At 68.4% G+C, this 26128-nt stretch carries 26 protein-coding genes, 2 tRNA genes and 1 riboswitch; of the genes, 9 read left to right on the top strand and 19 right to left on the bottom strand.

The window, feature by feature from the left end; genetic code table 11:
• Positions 1–18: 18 nt before the first annotated feature.
• The 3 genes from TMO_RS05170 to TMO_RS05160 are packed head-to-tail and all read left to right on the top strand — an operon-like array spanning position 19 to position 4552.
• The gene (locus tag TMO_RS05170; RefSeq protein WP_014744544.1) at positions 19–1551 is read left to right on the top strand and encodes an aldehyde dehydrogenase family protein; all 1533 of its coding nucleotides are present in this window, start codon (positions 19–21) and stop codon (positions 1549–1551) included.
• Positions 1548–3368: an ABC transporter ATP-binding protein gene (locus tag TMO_RS05165; RefSeq protein ID WP_014744543.1), complete on the top strand. Its 1821-nt coding sequence runs from the start codon at positions 1548–1550 to the stop codon at positions 3366–3368. The genes TMO_RS05170 and TMO_RS05165 overlap by 4 nt, the downstream gene beginning before the upstream one ends.
• A gap of 41 nt (positions 3369–3409) precedes the next feature.
• Positions 3410–4552: a serine hydrolase domain-containing protein gene (locus TMO_RS05160; protein WP_051045309.1), complete on the top strand. Its 1143-nt coding sequence runs from the start codon at positions 3410–3412 to the stop codon at positions 4550–4552.
• Between the two features lie 15 nt (positions 4553–4567).
• On the opposite strand, the gene TMO_RS05155 is transcribed toward TMO_RS05160, so the two are convergent.
• The 6 genes from TMO_RS05155 to TMO_RS05130 all read right to left on the bottom strand — a co-directional run bounded on the left by TMO_RS05155 (position 4568) and on the right by TMO_RS05130 (position 11547).
• Complete coding sequence (locus TMO_RS05155) at positions 4568–4780, bottom strand: formate dehydrogenase subunit delta (protein ID WP_014744541.1); 213 nt, start codon at positions 4778–4780, stop codon at positions 4568–4570.
• A gap of 16 nt (positions 4781–4796) precedes the next feature.
• Positions 4797–5624, bottom strand: a complete 828-nt coding sequence (gene fdhD / locus TMO_RS05150; RefSeq protein ID WP_228382263.1) for a formate dehydrogenase accessory sulfurtransferase FdhD — start codon at positions 5622–5624, stop codon at positions 4797–4799.
• Complete coding sequence (fdhF, locus tag TMO_RS05145; protein WP_014744539.1) at positions 5611–8451, bottom strand: formate dehydrogenase subunit alpha; 2841 nt, start codon at positions 8449–8451, stop codon at positions 5611–5613. The genes fdhD and fdhF overlap by 14 nt, the downstream gene beginning before the upstream one ends.
• An 11-nt stretch (positions 8452–8462) precedes the next feature.
• Positions 8463–10019, bottom strand: a complete 1557-nt coding sequence (locus TMO_RS05140; protein WP_014744538.1) for a formate dehydrogenase beta subunit — start codon at positions 10017–10019, stop codon at positions 8463–8465.
• Complete coding sequence (locus TMO_RS05135) at positions 10016–10513, bottom strand: NADH-quinone oxidoreductase subunit E (RefSeq protein ID WP_014744537.1); 498 nt, start codon at positions 10511–10513, stop codon at positions 10016–10018. The genes TMO_RS05140 and TMO_RS05135 overlap by 4 nt, the downstream gene beginning before the upstream one ends.
• Positions 10514–10620: 107 nt before the next feature.
• The gene (locus TMO_RS05130; protein ID WP_014744536.1) at positions 10621–11547 is read right to left on the bottom strand and encodes a LysR family transcriptional regulator; all 927 of its coding nucleotides are present in this window, start codon (positions 11545–11547) and stop codon (positions 10621–10623) included.
• Between the two features lie 210 nt (positions 11548–11757).
• Here TMO_RS05130 and TMO_RS05125 point away from each other — a divergent pair, with 210 nt between their 5' ends.
• From TMO_RS05125 to TMO_RS05115, 3 genes are all read left to right on the top strand, one after another.
• Entirely contained in the window at positions 11758–13095 is a 1338-nt protein-coding gene (locus TMO_RS05125; RefSeq protein WP_014744535.1) for a LeuA family protein, read from the top strand.
• Positions 13096–13201: 106 nt separating this feature from the next.
• Positions 13202–14500, top strand: a complete 1299-nt coding sequence (locus tag TMO_RS05120; protein ID WP_014744534.1) for an O-acetylhomoserine aminocarboxypropyltransferase/cysteine synthase family protein — start codon at positions 13202–13204, stop codon at positions 14498–14500.
• A gap of 151 nt (positions 14501–14651) precedes the next feature.
• A riboswitch (SAM riboswitch) is annotated at positions 14652–14729 on the top strand.
• Between the two features lie 146 nt (positions 14730–14875).
• The gene (locus tag TMO_RS05115) at positions 14876–15655 is read left to right on the top strand and encodes a MetQ/NlpA family ABC transporter substrate-binding protein (RefSeq protein WP_041605506.1); all 780 of its coding nucleotides are present in this window, start codon (positions 14876–14878) and stop codon (positions 15653–15655) included.
• Between the two features lie 81 nt (positions 15656–15736).
• On the opposite strand, the gene TMO_RS29100 is transcribed toward TMO_RS05115, so the two are convergent.
• Complete coding sequence (locus tag TMO_RS29100) at positions 15737–16291, bottom strand: hypothetical protein (protein WP_145978070.1); 555 nt, start codon at positions 16289–16291, stop codon at positions 15737–15739.
• On the opposite strand from TMO_RS29100, the gene TMO_RS31175 reads away from it, so the two are divergent.
• The 3 genes from TMO_RS31175 (at position 16290) to TMO_RS05095 (ending at position 17972) form a co-directional block, all read left to right on the top strand.
• Positions 16290–16481, top strand: a complete 192-nt coding sequence (locus TMO_RS31175; protein WP_145978069.1) for a hypothetical protein — start codon at positions 16290–16292, stop codon at positions 16479–16481. The genes TMO_RS29100 and TMO_RS31175 overlap by 2 nt on opposite strands.
• Positions 16482–16508: 27 nt before the next feature.
• Positions 16509–16585, top strand: a tRNA-Asp gene (locus TMO_RS05100).
• A 274-nt stretch (positions 16586–16859) separates the two neighbouring features.
• Positions 16860–17972 (top strand): class I tRNA ligase family protein, encoded by a 1113-nt coding sequence (locus tag TMO_RS05095; protein ID WP_014744531.1) that lies wholly within the window; start codon positions 16860–16862, stop codon positions 17970–17972.
• Between the two features lie 79 nt (positions 17973–18051).
• On the opposite strand, the gene TMO_RS05090 is transcribed toward TMO_RS05095, so the two are convergent.
• The 12 genes from TMO_RS05090 to hisG form a co-directional block, all read right to left on the bottom strand.
• Positions 18052–18603, bottom strand: coding sequence for a protein phosphatase CheZ (locus TMO_RS05090; RefSeq protein ID WP_014744530.1), 552 nt, complete (start codon positions 18601–18603; stop codon positions 18052–18054).
• Between the two features lie 267 nt (positions 18604–18870).
• Complete coding sequence (locus TMO_RS32010) at positions 18871–19155, bottom strand: hypothetical protein (protein ID WP_145978068.1); 285 nt, start codon at positions 19153–19155, stop codon at positions 18871–18873.
• 69 nt (positions 19156–19224) lie between these two features.
• Positions 19225–19500: an SHOCT domain-containing protein gene (locus TMO_RS05085; RefSeq protein ID WP_014744527.1), complete on the bottom strand. Its 276-nt coding sequence runs from the start codon at positions 19498–19500 to the stop codon at positions 19225–19227.
• A 214-nt stretch (positions 19501–19714) separates the two neighbouring features.
• Positions 19715–19790: transfer RNA gene (locus tag TMO_RS05080), tRNA-Phe, on the bottom strand.
• A 160-nt stretch (positions 19791–19950) separates the two neighbouring features.
• Positions 19951–20190: a DNA gyrase inhibitor YacG gene (locus TMO_RS05075; protein WP_014744526.1), complete on the bottom strand. Its 240-nt coding sequence runs from the start codon at positions 20188–20190 to the stop codon at positions 19951–19953.
• 33 nt (positions 20191–20223) lie between these two features.
• Complete coding sequence (locus TMO_RS05070; protein WP_014744525.1) at positions 20224–21855, bottom strand: Rne/Rng family ribonuclease; 1632 nt, start codon at positions 21853–21855, stop codon at positions 20224–20226.
• On the bottom strand, positions 21852–22466 hold the full coding sequence (locus tag TMO_RS05065) for a Maf family protein (protein WP_014744524.1): 615 nt from the start codon (positions 22464–22466) through the stop codon (positions 21852–21854). The genes TMO_RS05070 and TMO_RS05065 overlap by 4 nt, the downstream gene beginning before the upstream one ends.
• 119 nt (positions 22467–22585) lie before the next feature.
• On the bottom strand, positions 22586–22804 hold the full coding sequence (gene infA, locus TMO_RS05060) for a translation initiation factor IF-1 (protein WP_014744523.1): 219 nt from the start codon (positions 22802–22804) through the stop codon (positions 22586–22588).
• 197 nt (positions 22805–23001) lie between these two features.
• Positions 23002–23487 carry an arsenate reductase ArsC gene (locus tag TMO_RS05055; RefSeq protein ID WP_051045308.1) on the bottom strand — a complete coding sequence of 162 codons (486 nt, stop codon included), beginning with the start codon at positions 23485–23487 and terminating at the stop codon, positions 23002–23004.
• Positions 23484–24005 (bottom strand): UPF0262 family protein, encoded by a 522-nt coding sequence (locus TMO_RS05050; RefSeq protein WP_014744521.1) that lies wholly within the window; start codon positions 24003–24005, stop codon positions 23484–23486. Before TMO_RS05050 ends, TMO_RS05055 begins: the two co-directional genes overlap by 4 nt.
• Positions 24006–24118: 113 nt before the next feature.
• Positions 24119–25420, bottom strand: a complete 1302-nt coding sequence (hisD, locus tag TMO_RS05045; RefSeq protein WP_014744520.1) for a histidinol dehydrogenase — start codon at positions 25418–25420, stop codon at positions 24119–24121.
• Positions 25404–26087, bottom strand: coding sequence for an ATP phosphoribosyltransferase (gene hisG / locus TMO_RS05040; protein WP_014744519.1), 684 nt, complete (start codon positions 26085–26087; stop codon positions 25404–25406). The genes hisD and hisG overlap by 17 nt, the downstream gene beginning before the upstream one ends.
• Positions 26088–26128: the final 41 nt, after the last annotated feature.

Genomic DNA, 26128 nt, shown 5'->3' with positions numbered 1-26128 from the left:
GCCACGGAGCCTGCGCCCATGACCTGGTCGACCCTCGAAGACACCCGGCGGATCGCCGCAGAGCTGCGCCTGCCCTCGCGGGCCTTCATCGACGGCGCACCAGCCGCCGCCCGCAGCGGCGCCCTGTTCGAGACGCTGAACCCGGCGACCGGCGCGGTGCTCGCCACCCTGCCGCTCTGCGGTGCCGACGAGGTCGACCGCGCGGTTGCCGCAGCCCGTCGATCGTTTCGCGACGGTGTCTGGTCCCGAGCGACGCCCGAACGGCGCAAGGAGGTGCTGCTGCGCCTGGCCGGGCTGATCCGCGCCGCCGCCCCGCGGCTTGCGGTGATGGAAAGCCTGGAAAGCGGCAAGCCGGTCAGCGACTGCCTGAAAGAGATCGGCGGCGAGGTGCCGGACTTCTTCCAGTGGTATGGCGAGGCGATCGACAAGAGCTATGGCGACGTCGCCCCCACCGGCGATGCGGCCTGCGCGCTGATCATGCGGGAGCCGATCGGCGTGGTCGGCGCCGTGCTGCCCTGGAACTTCCCGCTGCTGATGGCGGCCTGGAAGCTGGCACCGGCGCTCGCCGCCGGCTGTTCGGTGGTGGTGAAACCGGCCGAAGAGACCTCGCTGACGACCCTGGCGCTGGCCGAACTCGCGATCGAGGCCGGGCTGCCCGAAGGCGTGCTCAACGTCGTCACCGGCCCGGGGGAGACCACCGGCCGGCTGATCGGCCAGCATGGCGATATCGACGCGGTCTCGTTCACCGGCTCGACCGAGGTCGGTCGGCTGTTCCTGCAATATGCCGGCAGCAGCAATCTGAAGACCGTAGGGCTGGAGATGGGCGGCAAGAGCCCGTTCATCGTGCTCGACGATGCTGAGCTGACCCCTGAGCTGATCGACCATGCGGTGACCGCCGCCTTCTGGAATGCCGGGCAGAACTGCTCGGCCAATATGCGCCAGATCGTGCCGCGCCGCCTGCAGGATGAGTATCTGGCGCGGATCGTCGACCGGCTGCAGTCGCTGGCGCCGGGCGATCCGCTCGACCCCGCGACCGGGATGGGGCCGATGATCTCCGCCGGCCATCGCCGCCGGGTGCAGGCCCATCTGGAACGCGGCCGGGCCGAGGGGGCGAGACTGGTCCATGCCGGCCGGGTCGATCCGGCGCTTGCAGCCGGCAGCTATCTGGCACCAGTGGTCTTCGGCGACCTGACCGCCGGCATGTCGATCGCACGCGAGGAAATCTTCGGCCCGGTTCTCGGCACCTTGCCGGTCGACGGCATGGACGAGGCGCTGGCGGTCGCCAACGGCACCGAATACGGGCTGCATGCCACGGTCTTCACCCGCGACATCGACCGCGCGCTTCATTTCGCCCGCCGGCTCAGCTGTGGCACGGTGGCGGTGAACGGCTTCACCGAAGGCGACGTCAAGACGCCCTTCGGCGGCTGGGGCAAGTCGGGCTCCCTCGCCCGCGACAAGGGCCGGGAAGCGATGGCGCAGTATCAGCAGGTCAAGACGGTGTGGATCGGCCTGAAGACGCCGGTCGACCGCAGGGCTGGAGGGGCGGCATGACCGAGACGGCCTCCCCGCCCGCCCCGGCACCCGTCCTCGAAATCGAAGGGCTGGGTGTTGCCTTCCGCGGCCCCGCCGGCTGGACCAGCGTCGTCCGCAACATCTCGCTCGCCGTCGGTCCGGGCGGGACCGTAGCCGTGGTCGGCGAAAGCGGCTCGGGCAAGAGCGTCACCGCCATGGCGGCGATGCGCCTGCTGCCGGCCGCGACCAGCCGGGTCACCGGCTCCGTCCGCCTTGAAGGCCAGGAGCTGACCACCCTGTCCGAGCCTGATATGTGCCGGGTGCGCGGTGGCCGGATGTCGATGATCTTCCAGGAGCCGATGACCAGCCTGAACCCGGTCCGGACCATCGGCTTCCAGATCGCCGAAGCGCTGATGCTGCATCGCGGCCTGGACCGCCGCGCCGCCGATGCCGAGGTGGTGCGCCTGCTCGACCGGGTCCGGATTCCGGCCGCGGCCTCGCGCCTCGGCGACCATCCGCACAACTTCTCGGGCGGCATGCGCCAGCGGGTGATGATCGCCATGGCGCTGGCCTGCCGGCCGAAACTGCTGATCGCCGACGAGCCGACCACCGCACTCGACGTCACCATTCAGGCCCAGATCCTGGGGCTGATCCGCGAATTGCAGGCGGAAGACGGCATGTCGGTGCTGTTCATCACCCATGATCTGGGCGTGGTGGCCGAAATCGCCGACCGGGTGGTGGTGATGTGCCGCGGCGCCCTGATCGAAACCGCCGGGACCGCCCGGATCTTCGACGCCCCGCAGCAGCCCTATACCCGCGCCCTGCTCGCGGCCGTGCCGCGGCTGGGCGCTATGCGGTCGATCGATCGCCCGACCCCCTTCGATGCGATCGATCCCGAGAGCGGTGCCGCCACCCCGGCGGCGCCGCTCGCAGGCCCCCCCGACCATGCCGCCACCCCGGCGCTGGAGATCCGCGGCCTCACCACCCGTTATCTGACCGGCGGCGGGCTGTTCGCCCGGCGGCGCCCGGCCGTCCATGCGGTGGAGAACGTGTCCTTCACGGTCGCACCGGGCGAGACCCTGGCCCTGGTTGGCGAAAGCGGCTGCGGCAAGTCCACCATCGGCCGCACGATCATGGGGCTCACCCGCCCCCATGCCGGCGAGGTGCTGGTCGACGGCCGGCCGCTCGACGGCCTTGCGCGCCGCGATGCCGTGCGCCGGGTGCAGATGGTGTTCCAGGACCCCTTCTCCAGCCTCAACCCGCGTCATTCGGTGGGCACCGCGATCGCGGCACCGCTGGAGATCAACGGCATCGCCCGGGGCGCCGCCGCCCGGGCGCGGGTTGCGGAGCTGCTGGCCCTGGTCGGCCTCGATCCGCAGATGGCCGGGCGGCGGCCGCAGGAATTCTCGGGCGGGCAACGTCAGCGGCTGTGCATCGCCCGGGCACTTGCTCTCGAACCCTCGGTGCTGATCGCCGACGAGGCGGTCTCGGCGCTCGACGTGTCGATCAAGGCCCAGGTGGTCAATCTGATGCTGGAGTTGCAGGCCCGTCTCGGCCTCGCCTATCTGTTCATCTCCCATGATATGGGCGTGGTGGAGCGCGTCGCCCATCGGGTGGCGGTGATGTATCTGGGCGAAATCGTCGAGATCGGCCCGCGCGCCCAGGTGCTCTACGATCCCCGCCACCCCTATACCCGCCGGCTGCTCGATGCCGTGCCGGTAGCGGATCCGGCCGCACGCTTCCGCCGCCGCGACATCGCCCCCGCCGAGATCGCAAGCCCGCTGCGCCCCGCCGGCTGGCAACCGCCGGTCCGCCGGTATGACGAAGTGGCGCCCGGCCATTTCGTGATGGCCTGACATACCTTTACATGATTTCCGACAGACGAGGACGACCGGACATGGCCCTCTCCGCCGCGGCCCGCGCTCATCTCACCCGCTTCTATGACGGCCAGCTGCTGCCCGACGAGATGATCCGGACCATGACCACCGACACCGGCTGGTTCCCGACCCGGACCATCTCGCGCGGGACCGGTCCGGTACGGGATTTCCAAGACCACCCGGCAGGCGGCCTGCCGCCGCTCGCGATCCACGACAAGGGCCGCGTCTTCGACCTCTACGACTATCTGACGACCAATGCCGTCGCCGGGCTGGTGGTGCTGAAGGACGGCCGGCGGGTGGCCGAGATCTGCCAGCGCGGCGTGACGCCGGATACGCTCTGGCATTCCTGTTCACTCGCCAAATCGATCGCCTCCACACTCGTGGGCGTGGCGATCGCCGAGGGTGCGATCGGCTCGATCGACGACCCGGTGACGGCATATGTGCCCCTGGGCGGCGGCTATCGCGCGGTCACGCTCCGCCAGGTGCTGCGGATGTGCTCGGGTATCCGCTGGAATGAAGACTATGTGGATCCAATCTCGGACCGCCGGCAGCTGCTGGAGGTTCAGGCCCGCTGGCAGCCGGGCGGCATCATCGGCTTCATGACCGGCCTGCCCGCCGCAACGCCACCCGGCGGGGCCTGGGCTTACAACACCGGCGAAAGCTATCTGGTGGCGGCGGTGGTCGAGGCCGCGACCGGCATGCGCCTCACCGACTATCTTTCAAGCCGGATCTGGTCGCGGATCGGCATGGCCCATGATGCCCGCTGGTGGTGCGAGGCGCCCGGCGCCATGACCATTTCGGGCAGCGGCATGAATGCGGCCCTTTCGGACTATGCCCGCTTCGGCCAGTTCGTACTGGACGACGGCCGGATCGACGGCCGCTCCATCCTGCCCGCCGGCTGGCGCGACGAGGCCGGCAGCCCCTATCAGATCGACGGCCGCCGCATCCCCTATGGCTATATGTGGTGGGTGCCGGAACTCGACGATCCGATCCTGGCCGGCAGCTTCCAGGCCGAAGGCATTTACGGCCAGTACATCCACATCAACCCGGCCCATGGCCTGGTGGTCGTGGTGGCGAGCGCCCGCGCCAAGCCCGGCTACAGGCGCCGGCTGGAAATCGACGACGACGCCTTTTTTGCCGCGATCGCCCGGGCGTTGAGTTGACCTGACCGCAACGGCCTAACCGTCGCGCAGCATCTCCACCGCGCGGCGGACATGGGGGTCAAGCCCCTCGCCGCCGGCGGCCAGGTGCTCCAGGATCGCCGCGCGCATCCGCGGGTCCCAGAACTGGCGGATATGCTCCGCGGTGCCCTGGGCCGCCTGATCGGGGCCCTGGGCCACGAAGAAACGGCCGATCTGATTGGCCATCATCACCAGCTTGTCGGGGGACATCGGCGGTCAGCTTTCCTCAGGATTGGTCGAGGCCGGCGATCCGCCGTACCCCGGTGAAGACTTCGAAGCCATCGGCGCGCGCAACCGCGACCAGGGTGATGCCGGCCGCCTCGGCCGTGCGGATCGCCAGTGCCGTGGGTGCCGAGACCGCGATCATCACCGTGATACCGGCCATGGCCACCTTCTGCACCATCTCGATCGAGACCCGGCTGGTGATCACCGCCACGCCCTCGGCCGCAGGCAGGCCGCCCAGCACCAATGCGCCCGCCAGTTTGTCGAGCGCATTGTGCCGGCCGACATCCTCGCGCACCAGCGCCATACCGCGATCGGGATGCCACCAGCCGGCGGCATGCATCGCCCGGCTTTCCCGCCCCCAGATCTGATGCGGGCCCAGCGCGTCCAGCGCCACCAGCACCTGATCGGGCGTCAGCCGCAGCCCCTCCCCCACCGTCTTCGGCGGCCGCATGGCGCCGGCCAGACTGTCGATGCCGCAAAGCCCGCAGCCGCTCGGCCCCGCGACATGGCGGCGCCGTTCGATCAGTCCGGCGGCACGGTCGGCATCCAGGCGGATGCGCAGATCGATGCCGTCTTCCAGTACCACCGCCCGGATCTCCTCGATCTGGCCGGGATGCTCGACGATCGCCTCGTTCAGGCTGAAGCCCACGGCCAGATCCTCCAGATCCGCCGGGCTCGCCATCATCACCGCATGGGTGCTCTGGTTGTAGGTGAAGGCGACCGCGACCTCGTCGGGGATGATGCGCGCCCGGCTGCCGGCATGGCCCTCGTGCCAGAAGGCGGGCATCACCCGGGCCAAAGGCCGCTGGTCCTCGTCACTCCGCTGCATCGACCACGATGCGCCGGCTCTGCCGGCCGAAATCGTCATAGCGTGCCTGCCAGTCGGTGGGGCCGTTGGAGGGCGAGACCTGGACCGCGGTCACCTTGTATTCCGGGCAGTTGGTCGCCCAGTCGGAATAGTCGGTGGTCACCACATTGGCCTGGGTCATCGGGTGATGGAAGGTGGTGTAGACCACGCCCGGCGCCACCCGGTCGGTGATCAGCGCCTTGAGCGCGGTGGCGCCGGCGCGGCTCTGCAGCTTCACCAGATCGCCGTCGCGGATGCCGCGTTCTTCGGCATCATGGGGATGGATCTCCAGCAGATCCTCTTCATGCCAGCGCACATTCTCGGTCCGCCGGGTCTGGGCGCCGACATTGTACTGGCTGAGGATCCGGCCGGTGGTCAGCAGCAGCGGGAAGCGCGGCCCTGTCTTCTCGTCGGTCGGCACATATTCGGTGATCATGAACCGGCCCTGGCCGCGCACGAAACCGTCGACATGCATCACCGGCGTGCCCTGGGGCGCCTTGTCGTTGCACGGCCACTGGATCGAGCCCAACGCGTCGAGCCGGTCGTAAGAGACGCCGGCAAAGGTCGGCGTCACCCGCGCGATCTCGTCCATGATCTCGGACGGATGGCTGTAATCCATGCGGAAGCCCATGGCATGGGCGATGTCGAGCGTGATCTCCCAATCGGCCTTGCCCGAGCGCGACGACATCACCTTGCGGACCCGCTGGATGCGGCGCTCGGCATTGGTGAAGGTGCCGTCCTTCTCAAGGAAGGTGGAGCCAGGCAGGAAGACATGGGCGTAATTGGCGGTCTCGTTCAGGAACAGGTCCTGGATCACCACGCATTCCATCGCCGCCAGCCCGGCCGCGACATGGGCGGTGTTGGGGTCGGATTGCAGGATGTCTTCGCCCTGGACATAGAGCCCCTTGAAGCTGCCGCCGACGGCGGCATCCAGCATGTTCGGAATCCTGAGCCCCGGCTCGTGATCCAGCTCCACGCCCCAGAGTTCCTCGAACATCTGGCGGGTGGCATCGTCGGCGACATGGCGATAGCCCGGCAGCTCGTGCGGGAACGAGCCCATGTCGCAGGCGCCCTGGACGTTGTTCTGGCCGCGCAGCGGGTTCACGCCCACGCCCGGCCGGCCGAGATTGCCGGTGGCCATGGCGAGGTTGGCGATCGCCATCACCGTGGTCGAGCCCTGGCTGTGCTCGGTGACGCCCAGCCCGTAATAGATCGCGGCATTGCCGCCGGTGGCATAGAGCCGGGCGGCCTTGCGGATCTCGTCGGGATCGACGCCGGTATACTGCGCCACGGCTTCGGGCGAATTGGCCGGGTCGGCGACGAACTCCGCCCAGGCGCCGAAGCTTTCCATGTCGCAGCGCGCACGCACGAACGCCTCGTCGACCAGGCCTTCGGTGACGACGACATGGGCGAGTGCCGTCAGCACCGCGACATTGGTGCCCGGGCGCAACGGCAGGTGATGGGCGGCGGCGACATGGGGCGTGCGCACCAGATCGATCCGGCGCGGATCGACCACGATCAGCTTCGCCCCCTGACGCAGCCGCTTCTTCAGCCGGGATCCGAAGACCGGGTGGCCGTCGGTGGGGTTGGCGCCGATCACCATCACCACATCCGACTGTTCGACCGAATCGAAATCCTGGGTGCCGGCCGAGGTGCCGAAGGCGGTCTTCAGCCCATAGCCGGTCGGCGAATGACAGACCCGGGCGCAGGTATCGACATTGTTGTTGCCGAAACCGGCGCGGATCAGCTTCTGAACCAGGAAGGTCTCTTCATTGGTGCAGCGCGACGAGGTGATGCCGCCGATCGCGGTGCGGCCGTATTTGGCCTGGATGCGGCGGAATTCACGGGCGACATGGCCGATCGCCTCGTCCCACGACACCTCGCGCCAGGGGTCGGTGATCCGCTCGCGCACCATCGGCTTCAGAATACGCTCGCGATGGGTGGCATAGCCCCAGGCGAAGCGGCCCTTGACGCAGGAATGGCCGCGATTGGCCTTGCCGTCCTTGTAGGGCACCATGCGCACCAGCTCTTCGCCGCGCATCTCGGCCTTGAAGGTGCAGCCCACCCCGCAATAGGCGCAGGTGGTGACGACCGAGCGTTCGGGCTGGCCGATCTCGATCACCGTGGTCTCGGTCAGCGTCGCCGTCGGGCAGGCCTGGACGCAGGCGCCGCACGACACGCATTCGCTGTCGAAGAAGGCCTCGCCCTGGCCGGCCGCCACCCGCGAGCCGAAGCCGCGCCCTTCGATGGTCAGGGCGAAAGTGCCCTGCACCTCTTCGCAGGCCCTGACACAGCGCGAGCAGACGATGCATTTCGACGGGTCATAGGTGAAATAGGGCGTCGAGACGTCCTTTTCCGCCACCAGATGGTTGGCGCCGTCATAGCCGTAGCGGACATCTCGCAGGCCCACGGCGCCCGCCATGTCCTGCAGTTCGCAATCGCCATTGGCGGCACAGGTCAGGCAGTCGAGCGGGTGGTCGGAAATATAGAGTTCCATCACCCCTCGGCGCAGCTTCTGCAGGCGCGGGGTCTGGGTATGGACCACCATGCCGTCGGCCACCGGCGTGGTGCACGAGGCGGGCGTGCCGTTGCGGCCTTCCACCTCCACCAGGCACAGCCGGCACGATCCGAAGGCATCGAGCATGTCGGTGGCGCAGAGCTTGGGGATGGCGCCCCCCGCCTCGGTCGCCGCCCGCATGATCGAGGTGCCCTCGGGCACCTCCACCTCGCGGCCGTCGATGGTCAGCCGCACCATGGCGGTGGCGTGCGAGGCCGGGGTGCCGTAATCGGTTTCGTGGATCAGCGACATGTCCGGTCTCCTCATTCGGCCGCGGCGGCGGACCCGGCCGCGCCCGCACCGAAATCCTCGGGAAAATGATCGAGCGCGCTCAGCACCGGATAGGGGGCGAAACCGCCCAACGCGCAAAGCGATCCGAACTTCATGGTTTCGCAGAGGTCGCGCAGCAGGGTGATCTGTTTCGGATCCCCCGCCCCGATCCGGTCGATCACCTCCACCCCGCGGGTGGAGCCGATCCGGCAGGGCGTGCATTTGCCGCAGCTTTCGATCGCGCAGAATTCCATCGCGAACCGCGCCTGGGCGCGCAGGTCGACGGTGTCGTCGAACACCACCACCCCGCCATGGCCGATCAGCCCGCCGGCCGCCGCGAAGGCTTCGTAGTCGAAGGGGGTGTCGAACAGGGCGCGGGGGAAATAGGCCCCCAGCGGCCCGCCCACCTGCACCGCCCGCACCGGCCGGCCGCTGGCGGTGCCGCCACCGATCTCGTCGACCAGCTCGCCCAGGGTGACGCCGAAGCCGGTCTCGTAAAGCCCGCCGAAGCGGACATTGCCGGCCAGCTGGATCGGCATCGTGCCGCGCGACCGGCCCATGCCGAAATCGCGATAGGCCCCCGCCCCCTCGGCCAGGATGAAGGGCACGCTGGCGAGAGAGATGACGTTGTTGATCACCGTCGGCCGGCCGAACAGGCCCTGATGCGCCGGCAGCGGCGGCTTGGCGCGGACCTGGCCGCGCTTGCCTTCGATACTGTCGAGCAGCGCGGTTTCCTCGCCGCAGACATAGGCGCCGGCGCCCATGCGCAGCTTGATGTCGAAATCATGGGCCGAGCCGCCGATGCGGCGGCCCAGAAGCCCGGCGCGGCGGGCCTCGTCCAGCGCCAGGGCAAAGGCCGCCGCGGCATGGGGATATTCCGAGCGCAGATAGACATAGCCGCGGGTGGCACCCACCGCGATGCCGGCGATGACCATGCCCTCGATCAGCACGAAGGGGTCGCCCTCCATGATCATCCGGTCGGCATAGGTGCCGCTGTCGCCTTCATCCGCATTGCAGACGATGTATTTCTGCGGCGCCTTTGCAGCCGCGACCGTGCGCCATTTCACACCGGTCGGGAAACCCGCCCCGCCGCGGCCGCGCAGCCCCGACTGCACCACTTCTTCGACGATGCCCTCAGGGCCCAGCTCCAGTGCGCGTTCAAGCCCGGCCCAGCCGCCATGGGCGCGATAATCCTCGACCGATGCCGGATCGACAATGCCGGTTCGCGCGAAGGTCAACCGGGTCTGACGGGCCAGGAACGGGATCGAGGCCGCGGTGCCGAGGCGGAGCGGATGAGCCCCACCCTCGAAGAGACCGGCTGCGATCAGCCTTTCGACGTCGGATGCCTCGACCGGGCCATAGGCGATGCGGCCGGCCGGGGTCGCCACCTCGATCATCGGCTCCAGCCAGAACAGACCGCGAGAGCCGGTGCGCACCAGATTGAGATCCCGCCCGGCTGCGCGGGCGAGACGGGTGAGTTCGGCCGCGACCTCGTCGGCGCCAAGCGCCAGCGCGGCGGCATCCTTGGGCAGGTAGATCGTCACGCTCATCGCACGGCCTCGTCGATCAGGCGTTCGAGCCGGGGCCCGCCCAGCCGGGCGCCGAGCCGCCTTCCGCCCTCGACGCCCGGGCCTTCGAGCATGGCCGACGGCGCCGTGGCGCAGAGGCCCAGGCAATAGACCGCCGCCACCGCCAGCGCCCCGTCGGCCGAGGTTTCCCCGCAGGCAAGGCCGGTCCGCTCCGCCACCCGGCGGGCCACCTGGTCGGCGCCGGCGGCCTGGCAGGCCTCGGCCCGGCAGAGCTTCAGCACCCGGGGTGCCACCGGTGTTTCCTGGAAATCATGATAGAAGCTGACCACGCCGTGAACATCGGCCCGGGTCAGGTTCAGCGCCTCGGCGATCATCGGCACCGCCTCGGCCGGCACATGGCCGAAGCTCGCCTGGATCTCGTGCAGGATCGGCAGCAGGGCCGTGCGGCCCTCCGCCGCCATATCACCGATGATCAGGGCGCCCTTTTCGGGCGTCCAGCTGTCGTATCGCGTCATTCCCCGGCCCGTTTTCTGGTTGTCCTGGGCGAAAGTCCTCTGAGGTGAGGATGGCCCCGGGCCGACGCCGTATCAATATCGCGTTTCCGTTACACGATCAGCTTTTCCTATCGTCGCGATCGGGATTGGGGCATCGACACGCTGTCGGCGGCCACCAGGCGGCGGGCTTCAGCGACCAGGGCTGCGGTCAGCGGCATCATCGGCTCACGCTGGGGTACGACCAGTCCGACCTGGTGAGACACATCCGGATCGACCAGCGGCACGGCATTGATCCGGCCGTCGCCCACCAGACCCAGCGCCTCGGCCAGCCCCACCGGCATGATCGTGGACCAGCGGGTGGTGCGGATATGAGCCGAGAGCACCGAGACCGAATTGGATTCGAGCAGCGGCGCCGCATCGCCGCCGGCGGCCGCCAGCATGCCGTCGATGATCCGGCGGTTCTGCATGTCGCGGCTGAGCAGGCAGAGCGGCAGCCCGGCGGCTTCGGCCCAGGCGATGGAGGCGCGGCCGCCCTCGGGGCTGTCGGCGGCGGTCAGCAGGTGATAACGCTCGCGATACAGCGGCACCGTCCCCACCCGGCCGAGCGGTTCGTTGTCGAGATAGGTGATGCCCGCCTCCACCGCCAGATCATCGACCAGCTGCAGCACCTCGGTGGAGGTGCAGGTTCGTATGGCGAAACGGACCTGGGGGTTGCGGATCCGGAAGCCGGTGGTCAGCCGCGGCGTGATCCCCAGCGCGGTCGGGATCACCGCGATCCTGAGCGTGCCCGACAGGCCGCGCTTCAGCGCATCGATCTCCTGCCGCATCGAGCGTGCATCCCCGACGATGCGCCGCGCCCAGTCCAGCACCCGCTCACCTTCCGGCGTAAAGCCGCGAAAACGTGAGCCGCGCTGGACCAGCATGGTGCCGAGCATGTCCTCCAGCGCCTTCACCCCAGCCGAGAGTGTGGGCTGCGACACGCCGCAGGCCTGGGCGGCGCGGCCGAAATGACGTTCGCGGGACAGGGCCAGCAGGAACTCCAGCCGGTCGATCAAGGGGGCAGCTCCTCGGAAGGCGGTGCAGACATGCTGTGATACCGCCCAGATCCCCGACTGCCAATCCCGGGACCGCATCATCGCGCAAGGCGCGTGTAAGTTTTGGATCGACAAAACCATCAGGTATATGTACCAGTGGTTGTGTATGCAGACCCGCGCCACGATCAAAGGGTTCTGCACGATCGGCAGCAGCCAGCGACGGGGCAAGCCATGGACACCACCGAGAACGGCATCGTTCACATCCGCCAGCCCGCCACCGCACCTCAGCCGCGACGGGTGATGGTCTTCGATACCACGCTGCGCGACGGCGAGCAGGCGCCGGGCAATGTGATGTCGGCCGAGCAGAAGGTGGCGATGTTCCGCCGGCTGGATGCGCTGGGGCTGGATCTGGTCGAAGGCGGTTTTCCGGCCTCGTCGGGCGAGGATTTCGAAGCCTTCCGCGAAATGGCCCAGGGCCCGCGGGCAAGCAAGATCTGCGCCTTCTGCCGGGCCGCCGAACGCGACATCGACATCATCGCCGAGGGGCTGGGCTCCAGCGGCAATGCCCAGATCGAGATCCTGCTGGTCGGCTCGGAAATCCATCTGGAGCACAAGCGCCGGATCACCGCCGAAGAGGCGATTGAGGAGGCGGTGCGCAGCGTGCGCCACGCGGCCTCTCTGGGGTTCGACGACATCGCCGTCGCCCCGGAAGACGCCACCCGGGGCTCCCTGCCCTTCCTGGAGCGCCTGCTCAAGGCCTCGGTCGAAGCAGGCGCGCGCACGGTTGCGATCCCCGATACGGTCGGCTGTGCCCTGCCCCATGAATTCGCCGCCCTGGTCCGCGCCATACGGTCCTGGGTCGGTCCGGACGTGATCCTCTCGGCCCATTGCCACGACGATATGGGGCTGGCGCTCGCCAACACCCTGGCGGCGCTGGAAGCCGGCGCCGACAGCTTCCAGGCGACGCTCTGCGGCATCGGCGAGCGCGCCGGCAACACCGCACTCGAAGAGGCGATCGCCCAGCTGCGGCTCAACGGCCCGCGCATGGGGCTTGCGACCGATGTGGCGCTGGAGCCGGTGATCGAGGCCGCCCATGCCCTGCGCGAGATGATCCGCCTGCCGCTGATGCCGACCAAGCCGCTGCTCGGCACCGAGGCCCGCACCGTCACCGCCCCCACCCATCTCGGCTGGGTGCGCACGGCCGAGGCCTGGCCGGTGCGGCCGGTGGCGGCGCTTCGCCCCAATGCGATCATGGTCGGCGGCACGCCGCGCAACGCCATCACCCGCCGCCTGGCCGAGGCCGGGGTGGTGATCGACATCGACAAGATCGATGCGGTCTGCGACCGGCTGGCAGCCGATCCGACCCCGACCGCTTCAACGATCACGGCGCCCTGGTCGCCCTCTATCGCGAAGTGGCCGACAGCGGCACCGGCCTGCCCGGCTGAGCTGCCGCAGGCCGCAAGGCGTCCTCTTTCCTGTCCCGCAGGGCCTCCCGGCCCCTCTGCTCCCGGCGGTCATCATCGTCGGGAGCTTTTTTCTGCCAAATTGACAAAGATTTTTTGTGTTTGAAGCCGGTTCCACAATGCGTGTCGTTTATATACAGTGCCGCAACGGGCCGGCACTGCCCCCTTCAAGACATGATCCGGGCCCGGCACCATCCAGGGAGCGAGACAAGATGACCCAGTACCGTCACCCCGAGACGGCCGTTCTGCATGCGGGCTATCGTGCGGACCCCACCACCGGCGCGGTGGCGGTGCCGATCTATCAGACGACGTCGTATCAGTTCGAAAGCACCGCGAAGGCCGCCAATCTGTTTGCGCTGTCGGAGCTGGGCAACATCTATACCCGGATCATGAACCCGACCACCGACGTGCTGGAGCAGCGCCTGGCCGCCCTCGAGGGCGGTGTGGCGGCGCTCGCCGTCTCTTCGGGTCAGGCGGCCTCGGCGCTGGCGATCCAGAACCTCGCCCAGGCGGGCGACAATGTCGTCTCCTCGACCGATCTTTACGGCGGCACCTGGAACCTGTTTGCCAACACGCTGCGCCAGCAGGGCATCGAGGTCCGCTTCGTCGACCCGTCGGATCCTGAGAATTTCCGCCGCGCCACCGACGACCGCACCCGTGCCTATTACGGCGAGACCCTGCCCAACCCGAAGCTCCGGGTGTTCCCGATCGCCGAGGTTGCCGAAATCGGCAAGTCCTTCGGCATCCCGCTGATCATCGACAACACCGCCGCCCCGATCATCGCCCGGCCGCTTGAACATGGCGCGGCCGTGGTGGTCTATTCCACCACCAAGTATATCGGCGGCCACGGCACCTCGATCGGCGGCATCATCATCGACGGCGGCACCTTCGACTGGGAAGCCTTCCCTGAGCGTCAGCCGCTGCTGAACACCCCCGATGCCAGCTATCACGGCGCGGTCTGGACCCAGGCGGTGAAGCCGCTCGGCCCCATTGCCTATATCATCAAGGCCCGCGTCACCCTGCTGCGCGACCTGGGTTGCGCCGCCTCGCCCTTCAACGCCTTCCAGACGATTCAGGGGCTCGAGACGCTGCCGCTGCGCATGCGCGAGCACAACAAGAACGCGACCCTGGTCGCCAAGTTCCTGTCGGAGCACCCGGCGGTGCTGACCGTCACCCATCCGAGTCTGGCCGAGGGTGAGGCGCGCGCCCGCGCCGATAAGTATCTGAAGGGCGGCTATGGCGCGCTGATCGGCTTCGAGATCAAGGGCGGCGCCGAGGCCGGCCGCGCCTTCATCGAGGCGCTGAAGCTGCTCTACCATGTCGCCAATATCGGCGATGCGCGCAGCCTGGCCATCCACCCGGCCACCACCACCCACAGCCAGCTGTCGGAAGAGGAGCAGAAGGCCTCGGGCGTGACCCCGGGCTATGTCCGCCTCTCGATCGGCATCGAGCATGTCGACGACATCATCGCCGACATCGAACAGGCGCTGGCGGCGGCGACGTCGGCCTGATCGGCCGGTCCCTGCGGAATGCCTGCGGCGGGCGCGTGGTGAAAGCCATGCGCCCGCTGCCGTTTCGCAATCGGGCAGGATTGCCTGCGGTTTCCACATGGCTGCCGTGTTGTCGATCGGCAATTGACGTAAGCGCGGCGGTGTTTTAGGGTGCCCCTGTCGCGCCGATTTGAGCCACAGCTTGCGGGCGCGTTACAAATGCAGCTAAAGCGGAGGGGTCGGAAACCCGCGCGACGCTGTCACGCGGGTTTTTTCGTGTTTGGTCCGGCAGGTCTCCCGCAAGGGTGAGGCGGCCGGACGGGATCAGGGTCGCAGCCGCCCCCGTGGCCCCGATCCGACGGACAAGATGCAGGGACACCAGTCCAGATGCGGATTCTGAAGACATTGGGCGGCGCGGCCGCCATCCTCGGCCTCATCGCCGCCGGTGCGGCACAGGCCGAAGAGATCAAGATCGGCGTGACCCCCGGCCCCCATGCCCAGATCCTGGAGCAGGTGAAGCCGATCGCCGCCGCGAAGGGCCTCGATATCGACATCATCGAGTTCAGCGACTATGTCGTGCCGAACCAGGCGCTCGCCGCGGGCGATATCCAGGCGAACTCGTTCCAGCACCAGCCCTATCTCGACAACCAGAATGCCGATCGCGGCTATGGTCTGGTGTCGATCGCCAAGACCGTGGTCTTCCCGCTCGGCATCTATTCGAAGAAGATCAAGAGCCTGGCCGAGCTGAAGGACGGCGATTCGGTCGCCATCCCGAACGACCCGACCAATGGCGGCCGCGCGCTGCTGCTGCTGCAGGCTCAGGGCGTGCTGAAGCTGCGCGAGGGGGCGGGTCTCAAGGCCACGCCGCTCGACATCGCAGAGAACCCGAAGAACCTGCGGATCATCGAACTCGACGCCGCCCAGCTGCCGCGCTCGCTGGACGACACCGCAGCCTCGGCCGTGAACACCAACTACGCCGTCGAGGCGGGGCTCGATCCGGTGAAGGATCCGATCGCGCGCGAGGCGGCCGAGTCGCCCTATGCCAACGTGATCGCGGTCCGCAAGGTCGATGCCGACGCCCCCTGGGCCAAGACCCTGGTCGAGGCTTATCACGACCAGAAGATCAAGGATTGGATCAACGAGCAGTACAAGGGCGCGCTCGTCGTCGCCTGGTGATCCGTCCCCAGATCTCGAAGAACGGGCCGCCCGGGGACATCCCCGGGCGGCCCGTTTGCATGTAGGGCTATGGTGTCGTGCTCAAGCCATCTCGTTGCGGGCGATGCCTGCCGCCTCCCAATAGCCCTCTTCCCAGGTGATGAAGGCCTGGGTGTCGGTTTCATAGGGGTTGTCGGTCGCGGTCTGGCCATCCAGGAAGGCGATGAAGCCTTCCTGCAGCTCGCGGACCACCGGCGCCTTGCGCATCGGCGCGTCGCCGCCCTCGACCGGCGGCTCGATCGCGCCGTCCAGCCCCGCGGCCGGGTCGATCACCAGGCCGCAGCGCCGGGCCAGATGGGCACGAAATTCCGGGTAGCGCATCAATACGGTGTCGTCGAGCCCTTCCGGGTTCTCCTTCAGCGCCTCGCGCCCGCGATCGGTGATGCCGAGCAGGCCGTCGCCAACCCGCCGGATCAGTCCTGCGACCAGCAGGCGCCGGAGATCGATGACCACGCGGCGGTCGAATTCGGCCCGCGCCGCCGGATCGCACAGCTCTGCCGCCTTGGGCGCGATGCGCGCCAGATCCTGCAGCAGACGCTCCCCCACCCGGTGCTTGTCGGCCGGCTGCATGACCAGCATCCGGAGCGCGGTGAGCATGATCGTCGAACTCGGCGGGCGGACCTCGGTTTGGAAGGGCATGGGTGATGTCCTCGACTTTGGTACTCGGACCGGCGCCGATACCGGCCCTCTTGCTTCAACATGTGGCGGCGACGCGCAATCGTCACAAGGCCGAAAAAAAGGGCTTTTCAAGCGCACGCCGACTGGCTATAAACCGCGCACCCACTGAGACACGGTGGGGCACGCGAGAGGCTACGGGGGTGTAGCTCAGTTGGTTAGAGCGCCGGCCTGTCACGCCGGAGGCCGCGGGTTCAAGTCCCGTCACTCCCGCCACTCGCTCGGGTTTTGAAAACGCCCGGTTCATCTCTGGATGAGCCGGGCGTTTTCCTTTTGCGGTATTTGCATCGGCCCGACACGGCCGCGCGGAAGACTGGCGACCAGCGCCGGTTTGTCTGAGGCATGAATCTCACAGCGCGCATTCGTTTTCAATTGAACAACCCTTGATGTTGACGGCTGTCGCCCCCCCTCCTAACCTTGACGGATCGCGGGCATCGACCCCCGCGAGAGGGCATCAACCGCGACAGGGCACAAGGGGAGAGCCGCGGCAATGACCACGGTGCTGACCGATGAACTGATTCTGTGCGCCGCACCGCCCGGCGACCGGGATATCGATGCGGCCGGTTTCGCATCCATCTGGCTGGCGGCCGATGTCTATGCCCGTGGCCAGCGGTTGCTGGGCCGGTCGGCCCGGGTGCTGGTGGCGGCGGGTGATGCGCCGCGGCCGCGCAGCAGCCGGGACGGCAGCCCGCGGGACGGCGTCGAAGAGGGCGGCCGCGCGGCCGCCACGCTGCGCCGCGCCGGGATCGGCATCGACGGCGTGCTCACCTTCCAGGGCGAAGGCCCGGGCGTGCTGCCGCTGCGCCGCCAGCGGGGCCGCCAGCTGGGCGACAAGCCGATGCCGGTGCGCCTGACGGTCTTCGCCGGCCGCGATGCCCTCACCGCCCGCAGCCTGATCGAGGCGGTGGCAGAAATTCCGGATCTGGGGCCGATCACCGACACCCGGATCGTGGCGCCGCCGGCACTGACCGACCTGTCCGGCCGCAGCTTCGACCCCTCGACCGGCCGGGCCATCTTCCTGAACGACCTGCTCGATCGGGTTCCGGCCGAGGCACTGCGCTTCTATCTGGCGCTGATGTCGGAACCACACGACGCCCGCGAGCTGTCACTGGCCGATCTGGCCCGCACCCATAATCTGTTCCTGGTCCGTGACCTCGGCACCTCGCTCGGTGCCATCGCCAATCTGGACCCGGTGGCCGGCACCGCCCTGCCCCAGGACCGGGCCGAGGACGACCTCATCGTCGATTTCCGGGCCCGGCTGCATGCGGCGCTCGATGGCCGCAGCTTCTCTCTGGCGGCGCTGGCCGGCGTGGTGCTGGGGCTGAACGGGCAGATGAAGCAGGCGCGGCTTTACGGCACGCCGGAACGGATCCCGCGGCTCGCCGGCCTGTTCCAGCTGTTCGCGCGCCCGGTGATGCCGGCCACCGCCGATGCGGTTGCGGGCTTCCTGGGACTCGGTACCGGCTGGGGCGAGGCCTGGACCCGGGTCGGCGGCGAGATCCCGTCATGCAGCGCCCGCTTCGTGCGTGGCGCCGCCCCCGGTTTCGACACGGTCGACGAGGCGGATCTCGTTGCGCTGGAAAGCGGATCGGCCGCCGCCTGACCGGGCGGACATATCGGCCTCAAACGAAAACGGCGGCCGCTTCACAGCGCCGCCGTTCGCATAGCGAAGCATTGGTACGTCAGTCGAACAGGCTGTCGATGTCGCTCTGCGACACACGGGTGGCGTCGTCGACCGGGCCGTTGAGCAGCCGGGCATCGCCCTCGCGCTCCGCCGGCGGCGGCAGGGCCGCCACCTGATCATGGCCCACGATCTCCAACAGCTCTTCCAGATGGGCATCCACCTGCTGCAGCACCTTGCGCACCTTGGCAATGCGCTGGCCGGTCAGGTCCTGGAAGCCGCAGGCCTCGTAGAGCGCGGTGATCGCCATGCCGGCATTGTCCAGCGCCGCACGGGCCTGACTTTCGGGCGACAGCTCGGCGCTCACCGCATCCAGGGCGGTTTCGATCGCCTCGATCTGCGACAGGATCGCCTCGGTCGCGGCCTCGGTGCCCTCGACCACGCCCTCCAGCGCCTGGGTGGCAGAGGCCAGCGGGTCTTCGCTCGCAGCCGGATGCCTCAGCACCGCCACCGCGCGCCTGATCCGATCGATGGGCGCGGCCTGCGGCATTTCCATGCCGACATCGCCCCAGTCGATATCATCGTCTGCAGGCTCGGTCTCGTCCGTCGCCATCCGTGCCCGTCTCCTGGCCGTCACGCCGTCCGGCCGGGGCCGGACCACTTCCCTCAGGCGCCGTCCAGGCACCCGCGGGCAAAGTTTAAGGCATTCACCCCGGGCGGGAAAGCATCCCCGACCGGCTTTTTCGCAGTGCGGCAGAGACATGCGCCGCGTCGATGCTCAGAATGCAGGACGGGCGGTAAAGAATGCGTCAACGCCTCCGCATACGACGCAGATATCGCAGCCGAGGGTCAGCTGGTGATGTTCGGCCGCCGGGCCTGATCACTCGCCGAAAACACGCAGGAAATTTCCGGCATAGAAGGCGGCGCGCTCTGCCTCTATGCAACCGCCGAGCGTGGCATCGAAGGATGCGACAGGGTCCCGGCCGCCTTCGATATGCGGATAATAGGTGGACAATGCATAAAGCCGGCTGTCGGACGCCCGGATCATCGCCTCCACATCCTCGTGGTGATAGGGTGTGAACAGACACTGATCCAGGATATGTTCCGCTATTACGATGGGACGGAGGCCGGCGCCTGCGAGGATCTCGTCCGTATCCTGTCGCACCTGCAGGCAGCCGGACCGGCCATCACCGCCGAAGCGTGACCTTGTCCCGATCACGCACGGACCCCGTGGTCACTCATCAAGAATTTCCTCGCGCTGTTCCTCGTACTCGTCGGGGGTGATCGCGCCCTTGTCGTAGGCGCCCTTCATGTCGGTCAGCGCCTCGCCCTTGGTGCGGCCGTCGACCGCGACCGAGTCGTCGCCCCCACCGCAGGCGGCAAGCCCGGTGGCCAGACCCATGGCGACCACGGCCGCCGCCAGCATGCGCAGGGGGCGGCGGGCGGCGGCGGTGACCTCGGTGGTTTCGGCTTCGCGATACATGATCGGGCTCCATTCCGGTTGGCTCATGAAGTTGGCTCATGAATCGGAACTGGGCCATCCGGCCCCCGCCCTCAAGCGCTGCACGGTCTTGTCACCGCCTTGGCGCCGTGCCGTCACGGGCGGCGCCCCTCTGCCCCCGAATGGACATGGAACCCGAAGATCGAGGGGGGGGGAGGAGAAACGACGAAGCCGCCGCTGCGAATGGCCCTGATCGGGTCGGCAGCGACGGCTTCGGAGAAGATGGTGCCCAGGGGCGGATTTGAACCACCGACACGCGGATTTTCAATCCGCTGCTCTACCAACTGAGCTACCTGGGCGTGTCCCGCTGCGGCGTCCGCCGCGGCGTGGGTCGGGTTATAGGGCAAAGCCGGACGGCTGTAAAGCGCCGTTTTCAGCGAAAATGAACATCCGATGACGATGGTTGATCCGTCAAGGGCTTGGCCCGGAACCACTCCCGCCGCAGGGCGTGGCCGCGCCTCAATGCTTCAGGCTGTCGGCCGACCACAGCTCGCTGTCGGCCTCTTCCGCCTGGGCGCCGGCCACGACGTAATTGCCGCTCAGCCAGCGGTTCAGATCGATGTCGGCGCAGCGCTTGCAGCAGAACGGCCGATAGCGGGCCAGCTCCGGATCGGGTTTGCGCGGACGCCCGCAGACAGGGCAGCTGCCCTGGCCGGCGGTGCCCTCGCCGGCCGCGGCCGGGGTGTCGTCATGGCTCATGGGATCGGTCCCCTCTTCCGGGACGCCGGCCGCTCAGTCCCGCTCCACCAGATCGAAGGCATCGCGGGCAAGCGCCGGATCGGCGCGCACCTCCAGCACGGCGTCGGTCAGTTCGGCCACCGCCTCGACCATGCCGAGGCGGGGTTCGGTCAACAGCGCCGCCACTTCAGGCGCCGCCATCACCGTCAGCGCCCGGGCGGCCACCTTGCCCGGCCGGGGGCGGAGCAGCAGGCGGCGCGCGGCGCGCATCACTTCATATGCGACCGTCTCGGCGGATTTCACCCGGCCGGTGCCGCCGCAGGCCTGGCAATCCTCGGTCAGCACCTGGGCCAGACTCTCGCGGCCGCGCTTGCGGGTCATCTGAACCAGGCCCAGCTCGGACATCGGCAGCACGGTGGTCGCGGCCCGGTCGCCGACCATTGCGGCGCGGAAGGCGTCGTAGAGCTTCTGGCGGTTTTCCGCCCGCTCCATGTCGATGAAATCGATGACGATCAGCCCGCCCAGATTGCGCAGGCGCAGCTGATGGGCGATGACCTCGGCGGCTTCCAGATTGGTGTGCAGCACCGTCGCTTCCTGGTCGGCCTCGCCGACGAACCGCCCGGTGTTCACGTCGATCGCGGTCAGCGCCTCGGTCTGGTCGATGACGACGAAACCGCCCGACGGCAGCCGCACCCGCGGCTGCAGGGCTTCCGCGATCACCTCTTCGACGTCGAACACCTCGAACAGCGCTTCGGGCCGGTCCCAGAGCCGGATGCGATCTTCCAGATGCGGCATGAAGCGACGGGCGAAGACCAGCGCACGTTCATAGGCCACCGGCTCGTCGACTAGGATTTCCGCCACGCCTTCCTGCGCCTGATCGCGCAGCGCCCGCAGCAGCGGATCCAGATCCAGATGCAGGGGCCGCGGCGCGCCGCCGCGGGCGGCAGAGGCTTCCAGATCCGCCCAGAGCGTGCGCAGATACTGGGCATCGGCCTGAAGTTCCTCGGGCGTCGCCCCTTCGGCGGCGGTGCGGACGATGAAGCCGCCCTCCCCCGCCTCGGCCAGGGGCTGCACGATATCGTGCAGGCGCTGGCGTTCGGCCTCGCTCTCGATCCGGCGCGACACCCCCACCCCACCCTGAAAGGGGGTGAAGACCAGATGCCGGCCGGGCAGGCTGATATTGGCGGTCAGCCGCGCGCCCTTGCCTTTCACCGCATCCTTGGTGACCTGGACCATGATCTGGTCGCCATCGGCCACGCAGTCGCCGATGGTCAGGCGGCGGGCCCGGGCATTGGGCACCGGCGGTGCGGCCACCACGGCCTCGGGCTCTTCAGCGTCTTCGTCGGGCTCCAGCGCCGCGGTCACGGCGGCGGCCGCAGCGGCGGCAGCCGCGGCCGAGGCGGCTGCCGCTTCGGCCGCCTCTCGCGACAGGCGTTCGGCTGCCGCCCTGGCCCGCGGCAGCACGCGGGCATCATCGGCATGCAGGAAGGCGTTGCGCCCCAGCCCCACGCCGACGAAGGCCGCCTGCATGCCCGGCAGCACGCGCGATACCTTGCCCAGATAGATATTGCCGACCGCGCTGCGATGGGCCTGGCGTTCGATCACGACATCCACCACGCGATCGCCCTCGATGAGCGCGACGCGGGTTTCGTGTTCCGCCTGGTCGATCAGCAGCCGGTTGGTCATGGGGTGGCCTCTCCGGTCATCGGGCTGGCATCGGCAGCGGTGATGTCGATGCCGGATGCCGCCAGCAGCACCGCGGTCTCGACCAGCGGCAGCCCGACGACATTGGGATACGACCCGCTCACGAACGGAATGAAGGCGGCCGCCCGGCCCTGGATGGCATAGCCGCCGGCCTTGCCCGCCCATTCGCCCGAGGCGAGATAGGCGCGGAACTCGGCCTCGGACAGGCGCTTGAAGCCGACCTGGGTGGTCACCAGCCGCGACCGCGCGCGGCCGTCGGCATCGATCACGCACAGCCCGCCATGCACCCGGTGCCGGCGCCCCGACAGCAATTCCAGAAAGCGCCGTGCTTCAGCCGCATCCTGCGGCTTGCCCAGCGCCCGGCGCCCCGCCGCCACCACCGTGTCGGCCGCCAGCACCACGGCCCCGTCGGCCGCAGGCCCCAGGGCCTCACGCGCGGCCATCGCCTTGGCGATCGCGAGCCGCAGGGCCAGCGCGCGCGGGGCTTCGTCCTTGAGCGGGGTTTCGTCGATATCGGCGGCCTGGACCAGATCGGGCACCAGGCCGATCTGCTTCAGCAGATCCAGCCGGCGCGGCGAAGCCGAGGCGAGCACCAGGCGTGGACGTGCGAAACGACCGCCCGGGCCATGATCGCCCGCCGGTCCGCCGTCCCCCGCTCCGCCGGTGCAACCGCCGGCAGCGGCCGCTTCGTCGGGCGCGGACACGCCGCGCCTCACTTGAAGCGGTAGGTGATACGTCCCTTGGTCAGGTCGTAGGGGGTCATCTCGACCGTCACCCGGTCGCCCGCCAGGACCCGGATGCGGTTCTTGCGCATCTTGCCCGAGGTATGGGCCAGGATCTCGTGCTCGTTGTCGAGCTTCACGCGAAACATCGCGTTGGGCAGCAGCTCCGTGACGGTGCCCTGGAATTCGATAACGTCTTCCTTCGCCATGTAACCTTCTGCTTCCGTGTGTAATCTGGGGGAAAACCGAACGCACGCACCGCACGCGGCGGTCGCCGCGGCGGCGCGGGAAACTTTTGCGGGATCCGGCAACGGGATAAGCGCCCCGCCGGAAACGAGCGGCGAATTATCGACCGGAGGCGTCCGGGACGCAACCTTTATCGGAGAGGCATCCGGACACACGATCTCTAAAGCGCCACCGACCCCGCCGGCGGAAAGCGCTCGCGGATGCGGCGCATCAGCTGGTCGCGGACGCCGCGATAGGCATCCAGGCGCTGCTCGCGGCTGCCTTCGGCGACCGAGGGGTCGAAGGTCGGCCAGTATTCCACCTCGCAGGCCATGTCGCGGGTCAGATCCACGGCCTTGTGCTGGGCCTCGGGCGACAGCGATACGATCAGGTCATAGGACCCGTCTTCAAGGTCGTCGAAGGTCTTGGCCCGGTGGCGGGAGATGTCGACGCCCAGCTCTTCGGCCACCGCCACGGCGAAAGGATCGATCGGTGCGGTGCGCACGCCGACGCTGTCGACGAAGATCCGCCTGCCGTGAAACAGTTTCAGCATGCCTTCGGCGAGCGGCGAGCGGATCGAGTTCAACGTGCAACAGAACAGCACGCTGGACGGCGTCCTCAGCCTTCCCGTTCCGGCCGGTACCTGCAGCCCAGCCCCGCCCCTCATTGACGGATATGCAGCACGCAAAGCAGGGTGAACAGGCGCCGCGCCGTATCGAGGTCAAGCTCAACCTTGCCTTCCAGGCGGTCGCGCAGCAGTTCCGAGCCCTCGTTATGGATGCCGCGACGGCCCATGTCGATCGCCTCGATCTGCGACGGGCTCTGGGTCTTGATCGCGGAGAAATAGCTCTCGCAGATCATGAAATAGTCCTTCACGATCCCGCGGAACGGCGTGATCGGCAAGGTGATCCGGGTCAACTGACGGCCGCCGGTCTCGGAAATGTCGAAATAGAGCCGGTTGTCCTGGATGCTCAGCAGCAGGTCGAAGGGCCCCTCTGATTCGACGCCCAGCGGCACGAAATGGTTCTGCTCCAGCAGGTCGAAGATCGCCACCTTGCGCTCATGCTCGACCTGGGGGCTCCAGGCCAGAACGCTGCCCTGATCGAGGGTGAGGTTGGCGATCCGCGGTTCGGACGGCCGGCGCGGTTGCGGATCGGTGGGCTCAGGCTCGGGACTATCGGTCATCGGGGGCGCTGACTCCTGAAGGCGGCGGTCGGCGGTGGGTCGGCGGGGGCCGCCCCGGAACGGCGGCGGGCCCCGTTATCGTACCGGATGCCCGCCTTCCATCGCACCGCAGATCAGTCGTCCGCCACATCCAGGCGGATCGCGACCGAAAGGGCATGGGCGCCAAGCCCTTCCGCCTCGGCCAGGCTGATCGCATGGCCCCCGATCACCCTCAGCGAATTCTCGTCGCAGGCGATCAGTGAGCTGCGCTTCATGAAGTCGAGCACCGACAGGCCCGAAGAGTAACGCGCACTGCGTGCGGTGGGAAGCACATGGTTCGGCCCGGCGACATAGTCTCCGATCGCCTCCGGTGTATAACGCCCCAGGAAGATCGCGCCGGCATTGTTGACCCGGGCGGCCAGCGCATCGGGGTCGTCCACCGCCAGTTCCAGGTGTTCAGGCGCGATGCTGTCGATCAACGGGGCAGCCTGGGCCAGATCGCCGGTCACGATGATCGCCCCATTGGTGTTCCAGCTCTCGGCCGCGATATTGCCGCGCGGCAGTTTCGCCAGGAGCTCGTCCACCGCCTGCGCCACCCGGCTGGCAAAGCCCGCATCATCGGTGATCAGGATCGACTGGGCGGCGGTGTCGTGCTCGGCCTGCGACAGAAGATCGGCGGCGATCCAGCGCGGATCGTTGGCCGCATCCGCCACCACCAGGATCTCGGAGGGGCCTGCGATCATGTCGATGCCGACCGTGCCGAACACCTGGCGTTTGGCCGCCGCGACATAGGCATTGCCGGGGCCGACGATCTTGTCGACCGGGGCCACGGTCTCGGTGCCATAGGCCAGCGCCGCCACGGCCTGGGCGCCGCCGATGCGGTAGATCTCGTCCACGCCGCAGATCCGCGCCGCCGCCAGCACCAGCGGGTTGATCTCACCCCCGGGCGTCGGCACCACCATGGCGATGCGTTTGACCCCCGCAACCCGTGCCGGGATCGCGTTCATCAGGACCGAGGACGGATAGGCGGCAAGACCGCCCGGCACATAGATGCCGGCCGCCGCCACCGGCCGCCAGCGCGCCCCCAGCCGCACGCCGGTCTCGTCGACATAGTCCAGATCTTCCGGCACCAGCTTCGCGTGATAGGCGCGGATGCGCTCGGCGGCGGTCTCCAGGCTGTCGAGCAGGTGATGCGGGCAGGCCGCGAGCGCGGCATCGACTTCTTCGGCGGTGATCGCCAGCCGCTCGGCATCGATGGTCATCCGGTCGAAGCGGGCGGTGTAGTCGATCACCGCGGCATCGCCCCGCAGGCGCACATCCTGCAGGATCGCATGCACGGCGTCGTTCACTTCGGCCGTGGTCTCGCGCTTCATGCCCAGCAGGGCCTGGAAGTCCTGGGGGAAGGACGGGTCGTTGACGTCAAGCCGGAACGGCATCGTTCACCACCTCGCGGAAACGGTCGATCCAGGTGCCGACCAGTTGCGGCCGGGTCTTCAGCGCCGCCCGGTTGACCACCAGGTAAGAGGTCACCTCGGCAATGGTCTCGATCTCGACCAGACCGTTGGCCTTGAGCGTCGATCCGGTTGAGACCAGGTCGACGATGCGCCGGCAGAGGCCGAGCTTGGGCGCAAGCTCGATCGCGCCGTTCAGCTTGATGCACTCCGCCTGCACGCCACGCGCCGCGAAATAGGCGCGGGTGACATGGGGGTATTTGGTCGCGACGCGGACATGGCTCCAGCGGCGGGGATCGTCGCCATGGGCCAGATCGGCGGGTTCCGCGACGGCGATATGGCAGCGGCCGATATTCAGGTCCAGCGGCGCGTAGAGCTCCGGATAGTCGAACTCCATGATCACGTCGCGGCCGCAGACGCCGATCTCGGCGGCACCGAAGGCCACGAAGGTCGCCACGTCGAAGCTGCGCACGCGCACAAGCCGGATGTCCGGCACGCTGGTCTCGAATTCCAGCTTGCGCGAGGCGTCGTCGAAGAAGTCGGGCTCCGGCTCGATCCCGACGCGCGCCATCATCGGCAGCACTTCCTTCAGGATGCGCCCCTTGGGCAGGGCGATCGTCAGGCCGCGGCGGGCGGTGGTGGCGGGGCTCATCTCTGACATGTCCTCGGGTTTTGCTGTCCGCAGGGTCGGCC

This window comes from Tistrella mobilis KA081020-065, from assembly GCF_000264455.2.
Classification (GTDB): Bacteria; Pseudomonadota; Alphaproteobacteria; order Tistrellales; family Tistrellaceae; genus Tistrella; species Tistrella mobilis.
Note: the sequence above shows the minus strand (reverse complement) of the source record. Positions and strands in the feature narration are given on the sequence as shown.

What these genes read in the sequence shown, in the direction of transcription:
- TMO_RS31175 (WP_145978069.1), top strand. Translation starts at nt 16,290, where the DNA reads ATGATCGTCGAACTCGGCGGGCGGACCTCGGTTTGGAAGGGCATGGGT.
- TMO_RS29100 (WP_145978070.1), bottom strand. Translation starts at nt 16,291, where the DNA reads ATGCTCACCGCGCTCCGGATGCTGGTCATGCAGCCGGCCGACAAGCAC.
- TMO_RS05170 (WP_014744544.1), top strand. Translation starts at nt 19, where the DNA reads ATGACCTGGTCGACCCTCGAAGACACCCGGCGGATCGCCGCAGAGCTG.
- TMO_RS05050 (WP_014744521.1), bottom strand. Translation starts at nt 24,005, where the DNA reads ATGACCGATAGTCCCGAGCCTGAGCCCACCGATCCGCAACCGCGCCGG.
- TMO_RS05085 (WP_014744527.1), bottom strand. Translation starts at nt 19,500, where the DNA reads ATGAGCCAACCGGAATGGAGCCCGATCATGTATCGCGAAGCCGAAACC.
- TMO_RS05090 (WP_014744530.1), bottom strand. Translation starts at nt 18,603, where the DNA reads ATGGCGACGGACGAGACCGAGCCTGCAGACGATGATATCGACTGGGGC.
- TMO_RS05135 (WP_014744537.1), bottom strand. Translation starts at nt 10,513, where the DNA reads ATGACGCGATACGACAGCTGGACGCCCGAAAAGGGCGCCCTGATCATC.
- hisD (WP_014744520.1), bottom strand. Translation starts at nt 25,420, where the DNA reads ATGCCGTTCCGGCTTGACGTCAACGACCCGTCCTTCCCCCAGGACTTC.
- TMO_RS05055 (WP_051045308.1), bottom strand. Translation starts at nt 23,487, where the DNA reads ATGAGGGGCGGGGCTGGGCTGCAGGTACCGGCCGGAACGGGAAGGCTG.
- TMO_RS05125 (WP_014744535.1), top strand. Translation starts at nt 11,758, where the DNA reads ATGGACACCACCGAGAACGGCATCGTTCACATCCGCCAGCCCGCCACC.
- TMO_RS05120 (WP_014744534.1), top strand. Translation starts at nt 13,202, where the DNA reads ATGACCCAGTACCGTCACCCCGAGACGGCCGTTCTGCATGCGGGCTAT.
- TMO_RS05140 (WP_014744538.1), bottom strand. Translation starts at nt 10,019, where the DNA reads ATGAGCGTGACGATCTACCTGCCCAAGGATGCCGCCGCGCTGGCGCTT.
- infA (WP_014744523.1), bottom strand. Translation starts at nt 22,804, where the DNA reads ATGGCGAAGGAAGACGTTATCGAATTCCAGGGCACCGTCACGGAGCTG.
- hisG (WP_014744519.1), bottom strand. Translation starts at nt 26,087, where the DNA reads ATGAGCCCCGCCACCACCGCCCGCCGCGGCCTGACGATCGCCCTGCCC.
- TMO_RS05165 (WP_014744543.1), top strand. Translation starts at nt 1,548, where the DNA reads ATGACCGAGACGGCCTCCCCGCCCGCCCCGGCACCCGTCCTCGAAATC.
- TMO_RS05095 (WP_014744531.1), top strand. Translation starts at nt 16,860, where the DNA reads ATGACCACGGTGCTGACCGATGAACTGATTCTGTGCGCCGCACCGCCC.
- TMO_RS05160 (WP_051045309.1), top strand. Translation starts at nt 3,410, where the DNA reads ATGGCCCTCTCCGCCGCGGCCCGCGCTCATCTCACCCGCTTCTATGAC.
- TMO_RS05075 (WP_014744526.1), bottom strand. Translation starts at nt 20,190, where the DNA reads ATGAGCCATGACGACACCCCGGCCGCGGCCGGCGAGGGCACCGCCGGC.
- fdhD (WP_228382263.1), bottom strand. Translation starts at nt 5,624, where the DNA reads ATGCAGCGGAGTGACGAGGACCAGCGGCCTTTGGCCCGGGTGATGCCC.
- TMO_RS05070 (WP_014744525.1), bottom strand. Translation starts at nt 21,855, where the DNA reads ATGACCAACCGGCTGCTGATCGACCAGGCGGAACACGAAACCCGCGTC.
- TMO_RS05155 (WP_014744541.1), bottom strand. Translation starts at nt 4,780, where the DNA reads ATGTCCCCCGACAAGCTGGTGATGATGGCCAATCAGATCGGCCGTTTC.
- fdhF (WP_014744539.1), bottom strand. Translation starts at nt 8,451, where the DNA reads ATGTCGCTGATCCACGAAACCGATTACGGCACCCCGGCCTCGCACGCC.